The following is a 12862-nucleotide window of genomic DNA, read 5'->3' on the forward strand; positions in this document are numbered from 1 at the left end:
ACGAGCGGGAACGGGGCCGGGTTCCCGGACGGGCGCGGATTTCCGGAAGTCGGTGGGCGAGTGGCCGCGGGAGTTCAGCGGGGCGCGTGCGCCGACACCGCCGGCCAGTGTTCCCGCAGCGTGCGGACCGTCTCGGCGATCGCCGGACGGCGCGCGGCGCCCGTGCGCCACAGCGCGTACAGCCGCCGTACGGGCATCGGGTCCAGCGGCACCTCCACGACACCCGCGGGCAGCGGGCCGCGGCCCAGGCGCGGGATCAGCGCGACGCCGAGACCGGCGGCGACCAGGGCGACCAGGGTCGGGTTCTCGTCGGCCTGGTGGACGACGTCCGGTTGATGACCGGCGGCGCGCAGGGTGCGTAACAGCCACTCGTGGCAGACCCGGCCCGGCGGCTGGCAGATCCACCGCTCGCCGCCGAGCTCCGAGCGCCCTACCGCACCGCGCCCCGCGAACGGATGCCCCGCCGGCACGAGCAGGTCGCACAGGTCGTCCCCGATGACCGCCTGCTCCACTCCGGCCGGGGCGGGCAGCGGGGCGATGTCCCAGTCGTGCGCCACGGCCAGGTCGACGGCGCCCTTGGCGACCAGGTCCACGGACAGATGCGGGTCGACCTCGCTGAGCCGGGCGTCGAGGGCGGGGTGCCTTCTCGCGAGGTCCGCGAGGACGGACGGCATCAGCCCGCGCGCCGCCGAGGCGAACGCGGCCACCGTCAGCCGCCCGGCCGGCACCCCGCGCCGCTCCTCCAGCTCGGTCTCGGCGCGCTCGACGATCGCCAGCAACTCCCGTGCGGCAGCGACCAGTTGATGCGCCTCGTCGGTGAGCCGCACGCCGCGTCCCTCGCGCTCCAGCAGGACGGTCCTGGTCTCCCGCTCCAGCTTGGCGATCTGCTGCGACACCGCCGACGAGGTGTATCCGAGCGCGGCGGCGGCCGCTCCGACGGTGCCGTGCACGGAGACGGCGTGCAGGGCGCGCAGACGCTGGAGATCGAGCACGGTTCTTCCTCTTCTTCCCCGGCCGGCCGACTGGTTAGCGTTCCTTCACGCAACGGTGCAGCAATCATCGCTGGTGCTGCACGGTTCGCGGAAGTGATCCTCGATGGATGCGACCCGCCCATGTCCTTCTCGCCGTCCTCGTCGCCGCCGTCTGGGGCGTGAACTTCACCGTCATCGAGGTCGGCCTCGGCCACTTCCCGCCCCTGCTCTTCTCGGCCCTGCGTTTCCTCGCCGCCGCCGTGCCCGCGGTCCTGCTGGTGGGCAGGCCGAAGGTGGCCTGGAAGTGGATCGTGGCGGTGGGGCTGGTGCTGGGCGTGGCCAAGTTCGGGCTGCTGTTCGTCGGAATGGACGCCGGGATGCCCGCCGGACTCTCCTCCCTGGTGCTGCAGATCCAGGCGGTGTTCACGGCCCTCTTCGCCTGCCTGGCGCTGGGCGAGCGGCCGTCGGGCCCACGGCTGCTCGGCATGGGCGTGGCGCTCGCCGGCATCGGCGTCGCGGCCGTGGACGAGGGCGCCTCGGGCCCACTCGGCGCGTTCGCGCTGGTCGTCGCCGCGGCGGCCTGCTGGGGCGCCTCCAACGTCCTGACCCGCAAGGCGGCTCCCCCGGACGCGCTGAACTTCATGGTCTGGGTGAGCACGGTTCCGGTCCTGCCGCTGCTCGGCCTGTCGCTGCTGCTGGAGGGCCCCTCCCGGGACCTCGCCGCCCTGCGCGCCCTGGACTGGCAGGGCGCGGGCACGGTCCTCTACGTCGCCTGGGTCACCACGGTCTTCGGCTTCGGGGCGTGGGGGTGGCTGCTGCGCCGCCACCCGGCCTCCACGGTCGCGCCGTTCTCGTTGCTGGTCCCGGTGTTCGGCATGTCGTCGGCGGCACGGTTCCTCGGCGAGCCTGTGAGCCCCCTGCGGTGGTGCGCGGCGGCGCTGCTGGTGGGCGGGGTGGCGCTGACGTCCCTGGCGCCCGGCCGCCGACCGGTGCCCGCCCCGGAGACGGTGGCCGGTGAGGGCAAGGTCACAGTAGGTGGCCGGCCGTCCCGGTTGTAGGTCCGCCCGGTCCGGCCGAAGGTTTTTCTTGTGAGCCAACACTTCGACGTACTTGTTCTGGGAGCCGGTCCCGGCGGCTACACCGCCGCCGTACGCAGCGCTCAACTCGGCCTCGCCACCGCGATCGTCGAGGAGCGCTACTGGGGCGGGGTGTGCCTCAACGTCGGCTGCATCCCCTCCAAAGCCCTGCTGCGCAACGCCGAGCTGGTGCAGTTCGTCACCAACGAGGCCAAGTCCTACGGAATCACCGTGGGCGGCGAGGTGTCGGCCGACTACGGGGCCGCGTACCAGCGCAGCCGCAAGGTCGCCGACGGCAGGGTGAAGGGCGTTCACTATCTGATGAAGAAGAACGCCATCACCCAGTTCGACGGGCGCGGCACCTTCACCGACGACCACACCATGGTGGTGGCCCTTTCCGACGGCGGCACCGAGACCGTGACCTTCGGTCACTGCGTCATCGCGGCCGGCGCGAGCCCGCGCCTGCTGCCCGGCACCTCCCTGTCGGACCGGGTGGTCACCTTCGAGAGCCAGATCCTCAGCGACACGCTGCCCAGCAGCATCGTCATCGCCGGTGCGGGCGCGATCGGCGTCGAGTTCGCGTACGTGCTGCGCGGCTACGGCGTGGACGTGACCATCGTGGAGTTCTTCGACCGCATGGTCCCGCTGGAGGACGAGGAGGTTTCCAGGGAGCTCGCCCGGCACTACCGCAAGCTCGGCGTCGAGGTCCTCACGGGCACCGCCGTGGAGGCCGTCGACGACTCCGGAGAGCGGGTCCGGGTCACGGTCGCCAAGGGCGGCGAGCGCCGGGTGCTGGAGACGGACAAGGTCCTGCAGGCCATCGGCTTCGCCCCGAACGTCCAGGGCTACGGCCTGGAGAACACCGGTGTCCGCCTCACCGAGCGCGGTGCCGTCGACGTCGACGGACGCTGCCGCACGAATGTGCCGCACATCTTCGCGATCGGTGACGTCACGGCCAAGCTGATGCTGGCCCACGCCGCCGAGGCCATGGGCATCGTGGCCGCCGAGACCATCGCGGGCGCGGAGACCATGGAGCTGGACTACACCATGATCCCGCGGGCCACGTACTGCCAGCCGCAGATCGCCAGTTTCGGCTGGACGGAGACCCAGGCGCGCGAACGCGGGTTCGACGTCAGGGTGGCCAAGTTCCCCTTCGCCGCCAACGGCAAGGCGCACGGTCTGGGACACCCCGTCGGCTTCGTCAAGGTCATCAGCGACGGCACCCACGGCGAACTGCTCGGCGCCCACCTCATCGGCCCCGAGGTCACCGAACTCCTGCCGGAGCTGACCCTGGCCCAGCAGTGGGACCTGACCGTCCACGAGGTCGCACGCAACGTCCACGCCCACCCCACGCTGGGCGAGGCGGTCAAGGAGGCGATCCACGGCCTGGCCGGACACATGATCAACATGTAGGGGCCGGCGGCAGGACGCGGGACTCGTCCGCCGGGCGCCGCGCAACCGCCGCCCCCCCAGGCCCGCTGCCGCGGCGCCCTCCGCGTGAGAGCGCCCCGGCAGCGGCCGCTTCGGCACCTATCCCCGAGGAACCGCCGAAGACCCCCGCACCATCAGCTCCCCCCGCACCGTCGCGATCCCCCCGGGCGGCGGCTCCTCGCGGCCCATCGCGATACGGCCCGCCCGGGCGCCCGCCTCGGCGAGCGGCAGCCGTACGGTCGTCAACGACGGCACCGCGTCGATGCTGAAGGGCAGGTCGTCGAAGCCCGCCACCGAGACGTCCTGCGGGATGCGCAGCCCGGACTCGCGCAGGGCCGCGCAGGCGCCCAGGGCGACGGAGTCGTTCGCGGCGACGACCGCCGTCAGGTCCGGGTCGCGGCGCAGCAGTTCCAGGGTGGCCTCGTAGCCGGACCGGCGGTCGTAGCGGCCGTACACCGTGCGGCGCGGGTCGTCCTCGACGCCCGCCGCCGCCAGGGCCTCCCGGTGCCCCTCCAGGCGGTGGCGGGTGGTCGTCCGTTCCTCGGGTCCCGCGATGTAGCCGAGCCGCCGGTGGCCGAGGCCGATCAGGTGTTCGGTCAACTGCCGCGCGCCCCCGCGGTTGTCGAAGGCCAGCGCGATCGCCCCGGTGCCGGGCGCCGGAGGGCGCCCGCACAGCACCACGCGCGTCCCGGCGTCCGCCAGCTTGCGCAGCTTCGCCGAGACCGCCGCCGCGTGCGGCGCGTCCTCCACGGCCCCGCCGGTCAGCACCACCGCCGCCGCCCGCTGCCGCTGCAGCAGGGTCAGGTACGTCAGCTCGCGGTCCGGCGAGCCGCCCGTGTTGCAGACCACCGCCAGCCGTTCCCCGCCCGCCCGGCCTCCCGGCCCGCCGATCTCCGACTGGATCGCGCTTGCCATGATCCCGAAGAAGGGGTCGGCGATGTCGTTGACCAGGATGCCGACCAGGTCGGAGGTGGCCGCGGCGAGCGCGCTCGCGGGGCCGTTGAGAACGTAGTCCAGCTCGTCGACCGCCTTCAGCACCCGCTCCCGGGTGGAGGCGGCGACCGGGTAGTTCCCGTTCAGCACGCGCGACACCGTCGCGGGCGAGACCTGTGCGCGGGCCGCCACGTCCGCCAGGGTCACCGTCATCTCGTCGTCCTCCGGTCGCGCATGTCGTCGTACGTGCTCGTACGCCCCTGTCCGCAGCCCGCGGGGCCACCGCCGGACACGGCGTGTCGTGCAGACCCTACGACCACCCGGCCCCCCTTGTTCGCCCCCTCGAACAACACGTCCCTGGACGCGCTCTTGTCCGGAGCGCTGTTCAGAGGCTAGCTTCTCTCTACATAGAAAGCGCTTGCTGTATCGCTCACCAGTGACACCGCTGGGACGTACGCGGCGCGTGGACCGCGTACGTTCGTACGAAGGGGACTGACGTGACACGCAAGACGGTGCGGATCGCCATGAACGGCGTGACCGGGCGCATGGGACACCGCCAGCACCTCGTCCGCTCGATCCTCGCCCTGCGCGAGCAGGGCGGACTCGACCTCGGTGACGGCACCGTGCTGTGGCCGGAACCCGTCCTGGTCGGCCGCCGCGAACACGCCCTGAAGGCGCTCGCCGAGAAGCACGGCCTGGAGCACGTCTCCACGGACCTGGACGCGGTCCTCGCCGACCCGTCGGTCGACATCTACTTCGACGCCCAGGTCACCTCGGCCCGCGAGGAGGCGATTGAGAAAGCGATCTCCGCGGGCAAGCACATCTACACCGAGAAGCCCACCGCCACCGGCCTCGACGGCGCCCTGGAACTCGCACGCCTGGCGCACGCCGCCGGCATCAAGCACGGCGTCGTACAGGACAAGCTCTTCCTGCCGGGCCTGCTGAAGCTGAAGCGGCTGGTCGACGGCGGCTTCTTCGGCAGGATCCTGTCCGTGCGCGGCGAGTTCGGTTACTGGGTCTTCGAGGGCGACTGGCAGGAGGCCCAGCGCCCCTCCTGGAACTACCGCGCCGAGGACGGCGGCGGCATCGTCGTCGACATGTTCCCGCACTGGGAGTACGTGCTGCACGAGCTGTTCGGCCGCGTGAAGTCCGTCCAGGCGCTCACCGCCACCCACATCCCCCAGCGCTGGGACGAGCACGGCAAGCCCTACGACGCCACCGCCGACGACGCCGCCTACGGCGTCTTCGAGCTGGACGGCGGTGCGATCGCCCAGATCAACTCCTCCTGGGCGGTCCGCGTCAACCGCGACGAACTGGTCGAGTTCCAGGTGGACGGCACGGAAGGCTCCGCCGTCGCCGGCCTGCGCAACTGCCGTGTCCAGCACCGCAGCGCCACCCCCAAGCCGGTGTGGAACCCGGACATCCCCGCCACCGAGGTCTTCCGCGACCAGTGGCAGGAGGTGCCCGACAACGCCGACTTCGACAACGGCTTCAAGGCCCAGTGGGAGCTGTTCCTCAAGCATGTCTACGCCGACGCCCCCTACCACTGGGACCTGCTGGCCGGCGCCCGCGGCGTGCAACTGGCCGAGCTGGGCCTGAGGTCTGCCGCCGAGGGTCGCCGCATCGATGTACCGGAGATCCAGCTTTGAACCCTCCCCCCGCCGAAGCAATGGGATTCCTGGCTCAAGCAGCTCGTTCACTCAGCGAGCGGACGAGTCTGACGCTCTCAGCACCAGCCGGGGCGGAACCTGCCCGGTTGCCCAACAGGGCAAAGGAGTTGCGCGTGCTTGGCTCTCGCGACGCACAGCGGCCAGCTTACCCGGCCAAGGGAGCAGTCTTTCGCCTTTCTGGCGAAATCGTGCTCTCTGCCCTGTTCCATGGAAGTCCAACACATCCCCCGACCGAAGCCGGGGACATCCTTGGAGGTTTCAGGTGACCATCCACCTGCCGGACTCCCAGGGCGGCCTCCGGGCCTACGAGCCCCGCACCGAGCCCCTCGCCGTCACCCCGGGCACCCCCTTCACCTCCCGCACGGTCTTCTCGGCGGCGCACGTCGTCGCCGACCCGTTCGCGGACACCTCCCCCGACTCGCCCGCCGCCGTCGACTGGGACGCCACCCTCGCCTTCCGCCGCCACCTGTGGGCCCACGGACTGGGTGTCGCCGAGGCCATGGACACCGCGCAGCGCGGCATGGGCCTGGACTGGGCGGGCGCGGCCGAGCTGATCCGCCGGTCGGCGGCGGAGGCGCGGGCCGTGGGCGGCCGTATCGCCTGCGGCGTCGGCACCGACCAGATCACCGACCGGACCACCGACCGGACCACCGACCGGGCCACCGGCGGGTCGCTCGCCGGGATCCGTACGGCGTACGAGGAACAGCTCGCCGTGGTCGAGGAGTCCGGCGCCCAGGCGATCCTGATGGCCTCGCGCGCCCTCGCGGCCACCGCGCGCGGCCCCGAGGACTACCTGGAGGTCTACGGCCACCTGCTCCGCCAGGCCGCCGACCCGGTGATCCTGCACTGGCTCGGCCCCATGTTCGACCCGGCGCTGGAGGGCTACTGGGGCTCCGCCGGCCTGGACGCGGCCACCGACACCTTCCTGGAGGTCGTCGCCGCCCACCCCGACAAGGTCGACGGCGTGAAGATCTCCCTGCTGGACGCCCGGCGCGAGATCGACCTGCGCCGCCGCCTGCCGCGGGGCGTGCGCTGCTACACCGGCGACGACTTCAACTACCCGGAGCTGATCGCCGGCGACGAGCAGGGCCACAGCCACGCGCTGCTCGGCATCTTCGACCCACTGGGCCCGTTGGCGGCCGAGGCCGTACGGGTCCTGGACACCGGGGACGTCAAGGGTTTCCGCGCCCTCCTCGACCCGACGGTCGAGCTGTCCCGCCACCTGTTCCAGGCACCCACCCGCTTCTACAAGACCGGTGTGGTGTTCCTGGCCTGGCTGGCCGGCCACCAGTCGCACTTCACGATGGTCGGCGGCCTGCAGTCGGCCCGCTCCCTGCCGCACCTGGCCCGCGCCTACGAACTCGCCGACGGCCTGGGCCTGTTCCCGGACCCGAAGCTCGCCGAGGAGCGGATGAGGAACCTGCTGTCGTTGTACGGGGTGAACCGATGAGCACCGGTCTCGAACGCTTCTCCATCAACCAGATGACGGTGAAGCAGCTGTCCCTGCCCGAACTGGTGGCGGCCTGCGCGGAGTCGGGCATACCCGGCGTGGGCCTGTGGCGCGAACCGGTCCAGGCCCACGGCGTGGAGGCGGCGGCGAAACTCGTCCGCGACGCGGGCCTGACGGTGACGACCCTGTGCCGGGGCGGCTTCCTCACGGCCACCGACCCGGCCGAGCGGGCGACCGCCCTGGCCGACAACCGCCGCGCGGTCGACGAGGCCGCCACGCTCGGCACCGACACCCTGGTCCTGGTCTCGGGCGGCCTCCCGCCCGGCTCGAAGGACCTGCACGGCGCGCGCGAACGCATCGCCGACGCCCTCGCCGAACTGGGCCCGTACGCTCAGACCCGCGGCGTGAAGCTCGCCATCGAGCCGCTGCACCCCATGTACGCCGCCGACCGCTGTGTGGTCTCCACCCTCACCCAGGCCCTGGACCTCGCCGAACGCTTCCCCGCCCACCAGGTCGGCGTCACCGTCGACACGTACCACATCTGGTGGGACGACCACGCCCCCGGGCAGATCGCCCGCGCGGGCGCGGCCGGCCGCATCCACACCTTCCAGCTCGCCGACTGGACGACGCCCCTCCCGGCAGGTGTCCTCAACGGTCGCGGCCAGATCGGCGACGGTTCGATCGACATGCGGGAGTGGAAGGGGTACGTGGAGGCGGCGGGATACCGCGGAGCGATCGAAGTGGAGCTGTTCAACGAGGAGTTGTGGGCAAGGGAGGGGAGGGAGGTGCTGGCGGAGACGGCGGCCCGGTTCGTGGAGCACGTGATCCGGTGAGCACGTGGTCCGGGAAAAATCTTGCGGAGCCGTGCAACTCTTTCCGCGCCCCGCGTGTCGTAACTGACGTCAGAACTCTTGGAGGGGGATCTGGGGGGATCGCGGGGGGTTCTGATACGGGAGGGGAAAGCCGAGGGGGCCCGGTCGACGGACCGGGCCCCCTCGAAGCTGTTGAGGATGCCCGCCTTCTTCGCTTGTGGCAGGACTGTGGCACAAGGCGGTCGCGGGTGCGATCGCCTGTTGTGAACATGGTGCGTGCGGAAGCGTTCGACAAGAGAAGTGGCAACCCTCCTCACGGAGAGGCGGGTTCGGCGTGAAGTTCGACAGGGGTGCGCGGACGCTGTCGACGTTGATGCGTGAGCCGCAGGGGTCGAGCGACGATCTGAGGTCGTTGATCCAGCAGCTGGTGCGGGCGGGCAATTCGTTGCAGGGTGTGGTGGATGCGACGGCGGCGTATCCGAACGGTGACCGGCAGATGGCGGCGGAGGCGCGGCACAGGACGCTGAGCGCGCCGGAGGTGGGCCTGCCGGGAGTGGGCAAGGCGTGATCAGCGGTCCCCGCTGTCACACCTCGGCGGTACCGTCGCAGGCATGAGCACGGAGGCGAATCGGGCGGGACAGGCCGGAGCCGGGGAATGGCGGCCGGCCGTACTCGAGGGCGTCCTGGAGCGGATCACATACGCCAACGAGGAGAACGGCTACACGGTCGCCCGCGTCGACACCGGCCGGGGCGCCGGTGATCTGCTCACGGTGGTGGGCGCGCTGCTCGGGGCCCAGGTGGGGGAGTCGCTGCGGATGGAGGGGCGCTGGGGGTCCCACCCGCAGTACGGGAAGCAGTTCCAGGTCGAGAACTACACGACCCTCCTGCCGGCCACCGTCCAGGGCATCCGCCGGTACCTCGGCTCCGGGCTCGTCAAGGGCATCGGGCCGGTCTTCGCCGACCGCATCACCCAGCACTTCGGGCTGGACACGCTGAGGATCATCGAGGAGGAGCCCGAGCGGCTCATCGAGGTCCCCGGCCTCGGGCCCAAGCGGACCAAGAAGATCGCCGACGCCTGGGAGGAGCAGAAGGCGATCAAGGAGGTGATGCTGTTCCTGCAGACCGTGGACGTGTCCACCTCCATCGCGGTGCGCATCTACAAGAAGTACGGCGACGCCTCCATCTCCGTCGTGAAGAACCAGCCGTACCGGCTCGCCGCCGACGTCTGGGGCATCGGCTTCCTGACCGCCGACAAGATCGCCCAGTCCGTCGGCATCCCGCACGACAGCCCGGAGCGCGTCAAGGCGGGACTGCAGTACGCGCTGTCGCAGTCCGCCGACCAGGGCCACTGCTTCCTGCCCGAGGAGCGGCTGATCGCGGACGCGGTCAAGCTCCTCCAGGTCGACACCGGGCTCGTCATCGAGTGCCTCGCCGAGCTCGCGGAGCCCGCGGAGGACGGCGGCGATCCCGGGGTCGTCCGGGAGAAAGTGCCGGGGCACGATGGCGGTGACCCGGTCACCGCCATCTACCTCGTGCCCTTCCACCGCGCCGAGCTCTCCCTCTCCGCCCAGCTGCTGCGTCTGCTGCGTACGGACGCCGACCGGATGCCGTCGTTCCGGGACGTGGCCTGGGACAGGGCGCTGGGCTGGCTCAGGGGCCGTACGGGGGTCGACCTCGCCCCCGAGCAGGAGGCGGCCGTGAAGCTGGCGCTGACCGAGAAGGTGGCCGTGCTGACCGGCGGCCCCGGGTGCGGCAAGTCCTTCACCGTGCGCTCGATCGTGGAGCTCGCCCGGGCGAAGAAGGCGAAGGTCGTGCTGGCCGCGCCCACCGGCCGCGCCGCCAAGCGGCTGTCCGAGCTCACCGGCGCGGAGGCCTCCACCGTCCACCGCCTGCTGGAGCTCAAGCCCGGCGGGGACGCCGCGTACGACAGGGACCGGCCGCTCGACGCCGATCTCGTGGTCGTCGACGAGGCGTCCATGCTGGACCTGCTGCTGGCGAACAAGCTGGTCAAAGCCGTGCCCCCGGGTGCCCACCTGCTGTTCGTCGGGGACGTCGACCAGCTGCCCAGCGTCGGTGCCGGGGAGGTCCTCAGGGATCTGCTGGCCGACGCCGGCCCCATCCCCGCCGTCCGCCTCACGCGCGTGTTCCGCCAGGCCCAGCAGTCCGGCGTGGTGACCAACGCGCACCGGATCAACGCCGGGCAGCACCCGCTCACCGACGGCATGAAGGACTTCTTCCTCTTCGTCGAGGACGACACGGAGGCGGCCGGCCGGCTCACCGTGGACGTGGCCGCGCGCCGCATCCCGGCCCGGTTCGGGCTCGACCCGCGCCGGGACGTGCAGGTGCTCGCGCCCATGCACCGCGGCCCGGCGGGCGCCGGCACGTTGAACGGCCTGCTCCAGCAGGCCGTCACCCCGGGCAGGCCGGATCTGCCGGAAAAGCGGTTCGGCGGACGGGTTTTCCGCGTCGGGGACAAGGTCACTCAGATCCGTAACAACTATGAGAAAGGGGAGAACGGCGTCTTCAACGGCACCGTGGGCGTGGTCACCTCGCTCGACCCGGTCGAACAGCGCCTGACGGTGCTGACGGACGAGGACGAGGAGGTTCCGTACGAATTCGACGAGCTGGACGAACTGGCGCACGCGTACGCGGTGACCATCCACCGCTCACAGGGCAGTGAATATCCCGCCGTGGTGATCCCCGTCACCACCGGCGCCTGGATGATGCTCCAGCGCAACCTGCTCTACACGGCGGTCACCCGGGCCAAGAAGCTGGTCGTCCTCGTCGGTTCGCGCAAGGCGATCGGTCAGGCGGTGCGCACGGTGTCGGCGGGGCGGCGCTGCACGGCGCTGGACTTCCGGCTCGGCGGCGGCTGACCCGCGGCCGGCCCGGTTCGGCGCCGACCTACTCCGCGAGGGCTGAAAACCGCCGCTCGCGGGGCCGGAACCCGCTTTCTGACGATCCGTCACAAAAAATGATCGATCAAGCGAGTCGTAAAGGTCACACAGCACTTCCCGTGGCCGGATCGAGCGGGCAGGATGAGCAGATTGGCGGCACTGAGTGCCGCCAATGGGCCCAATGGTCGACCCCGAGTGCACTCTCCTGAGCCAAATGGGGGATGGTAGAGACAGTCAGGGCACCTCGAAGATGAGGCACTACGTCGGTGAGGGAAGACGTGAGCGACAACTCTGTAGTACTGCGGTACGACGGCGGCGAGTACACCTACCCGGTGGTCGACAGCACCGTCGGCGACAAGGGCTTCGACATCGGGAAGCTGCGCGCCCAGACCGGTCTCGTGACTTTGGACAGCGGATACGGCAACACCGCCGCGTACAAATCCGCCATCACCTATCTCGACGGAGAGCAGGGCATCCTCCGGTACCGCGGCTACCCGATCGAGCAGCTGGCCGAGCGCTCAACCTTCCTGGAGGTGGCCTACCTGCTGATCAACGGTGAGCTGCCGACCGTCGACGAGCTCACCACGTTCAAGAACAACATCACGCAGCACACCCTGCTGCACGAGGACGTCAAGAACTTCTACACGGGCTTCCCGCGCGACGCGCACCCGATGGCGATGCTGTCGTCGGTGGTCTCGGCGCTGTCGACCTTCTACCAGGACAGCCACAATCCCTTCGACGAGAAGCAGCGCAACCTCTCCACCATCCGCCTGCTCGCCAAGCTGCCGACGATCGCGGCGTACGCGTACAAGAAGTCGATCGGTCACCCGTTCGTCTACCCGCGTAACGACCTCGGTTACGTCGAGAACTTCCTGCGCATGACCTTCTCGGTCCCCGCCCAGGAGTACGAGCTGGACCCGGTCGTCGTCTCCGCGCTGGACAAGCTGCTGATCCTGCACGCCGACCACGAGCAGAACTGTTCGACCTCCACGGTCCGCCTGGTCGGCTCCTCGCAGGCCAACATGTTCGCCTCGATCTCGGCCGGCATCAGCGCGCTGTGGGGCCCCCTGCACGGCGGCGCCAACCAGTCGGTGCTGGAGATGCTCGAGGGCATCCGCGACTCCGGCAACGACGTCGACACCTTCATCCGCAAGGTGAAGAACAAGGAGGACGGCGTCCGCCTGATGGGCTTCGGCCACCGGGTCTACAAGAACTTCGACCCGCGCGCCAAGATCATCAAGGCTGCCGCGCACGATGTGCTCTCCGCGCTGGGCAAGGAGGACGAGCTCCTCGACATCGCCCTGAAGCTGGAGGAGCACGCGCTGTCCGACGACTACTTCGTCGAGCGCAAGCTCTACCCGAACGTCGACTTCTACACCGGTCTGATCTACCGGGCCATGGGCTTCCCGACCGAGATGTTCACGGTCCTGTTCGCCCTCGGCCGGCTGCCGGGCTGGATCGCCCAGTGGCACGAGATGATCAAGGAGCCGGGCTCCCGCATCGGCCGCCCGCGCCAGATCTACACGGGCGTGGTCGAGCGCGACTTCGTTCCGGTCGAGGAGCGCTGACGCAGGCACCCGCCGGACCTGCTGCCGGCCGGTGTCATCGGGCCCCGTATCCGT

10 protein-coding genes are annotated in these 12862 nt (G+C 70.7%); 8 read left to right on the forward strand and 2 right to left on the reverse strand.

Annotation, left to right across the window (positions count from 1 at the left end; all coding sequences use genetic code 11):
* Positions 1–74: 74 nt before the first annotated feature.
* Positions 75–992, reverse strand: coding sequence for a LysR family transcriptional regulator (locus ACX25U_RS23655; protein WP_454382923.1), 918 nt, complete (start codon positions 990–992; stop codon positions 75–77).
* A gap of 107 nt (positions 993–1099) precedes the next feature.
* Here ACX25U_RS23655 and ACX25U_RS23660 point away from each other — a divergent pair, with 107 nt between their 5' ends.
* Positions 1100–2029 carry an EamA family transporter gene (locus ACX25U_RS23660; RefSeq protein ID WP_454382924.1) on the forward strand — a complete coding sequence of 310 codons (930 nt, stop codon included), beginning with the start codon at positions 1100–1102 and terminating at the stop codon, positions 2027–2029.
* Between the two features lie 30 nt (positions 2030–2059).
* Positions 2060–3460: a dihydrolipoyl dehydrogenase gene (gene lpdA, locus ACX25U_RS23665; RefSeq protein WP_454382925.1), complete on the forward strand. Its 1401-nt coding sequence runs from the start codon at positions 2060–2062 to the stop codon at positions 3458–3460.
* A gap of 117 nt (positions 3461–3577) precedes the next feature.
* Here lpdA and ACX25U_RS23670 read toward each other — a convergent pair whose 3' ends face one another.
* A complete protein-coding gene (locus ACX25U_RS23670) occupies positions 3578–4624 on the reverse strand; it encodes a LacI family DNA-binding transcriptional regulator (protein WP_454382926.1) in 1047 nt (348 codons plus the stop codon).
* 284 nt (positions 4625–4908) lie between these two features.
* Between ACX25U_RS23670 and ACX25U_RS23675 the strand changes: the two genes are divergently transcribed.
* From ACX25U_RS23675 to ACX25U_RS23700, 6 genes are all read left to right on the forward strand, one after another.
* Positions 4909–6060 carry a Gfo/Idh/MocA family protein gene (locus tag ACX25U_RS23675; protein WP_454382927.1) on the forward strand — a complete coding sequence of 384 codons (1152 nt, stop codon included), beginning with the start codon at positions 4909–4911 and terminating at the stop codon, positions 6058–6060.
* Between the two features lie 283 nt (positions 6061–6343).
* The gene (locus tag ACX25U_RS23680; RefSeq protein WP_454382928.1) at positions 6344–7531 is read left to right on the forward strand and encodes a dihydrodipicolinate synthase family protein; all 1188 of its coding nucleotides are present in this window, start codon (positions 6344–6346) and stop codon (positions 7529–7531) included.
* Positions 7528–8364, forward strand: coding sequence for a sugar phosphate isomerase/epimerase family protein (locus tag ACX25U_RS23685; RefSeq protein ID WP_454382929.1), 837 nt, complete (start codon positions 7528–7530; stop codon positions 8362–8364). The genes ACX25U_RS23680 and ACX25U_RS23685 overlap by 4 nt, the downstream gene beginning before the upstream one ends.
* 313 nt (positions 8365–8677) lie before the next feature.
* Entirely contained in the window at positions 8678–8911 is a 234-nt protein-coding gene (locus tag ACX25U_RS23690; RefSeq protein WP_454382931.1) for a DUF6507 family protein, read from the forward strand.
* Positions 8912–8954: 43 nt separating this feature from the next.
* Positions 8955–11219, forward strand: a complete 2265-nt coding sequence (gene recD2, locus ACX25U_RS23695) for an SF1B family DNA helicase RecD2 (protein WP_454382933.1) — start codon at positions 8955–8957, stop codon at positions 11217–11219.
* Positions 11220–11518: 299 nt separating this feature from the next.
* Positions 11519–12808: a citrate synthase gene (locus ACX25U_RS23700; protein ID WP_454382935.1), complete on the forward strand. Its 1290-nt coding sequence runs from the start codon at positions 11519–11521 to the stop codon at positions 12806–12808.
* Positions 12809–12862 lie beyond the last annotated feature (54 nt).

It is taken from the genome of Streptomyces sp. JNUCC 63, from assembly GCF_054366325.1.

Coding starts and splice junctions, on each gene's coding strand:
- ACX25U_RS23660 (WP_454382924.1), top strand. CDS start 1,100: ATGCGACCCGCCCATGTCCTTCTCGCCGTCCTCGTCGCCGCCGTCTGG.
- ACX25U_RS23670 (WP_454382926.1), bottom strand. CDS start 4,624: ATGACGGTGACCCTGGCGGACGTGGCGGCCCGCGCACAGGTCTCGCCC.
- ACX25U_RS23685 (WP_454382929.1), top strand. CDS start 7,528: ATGAGCACCGGTCTCGAACGCTTCTCCATCAACCAGATGACGGTGAAG.
- recD2 (WP_454382933.1), top strand. CDS start 8,955: ATGAGCACGGAGGCGAATCGGGCGGGACAGGCCGGAGCCGGGGAATGG.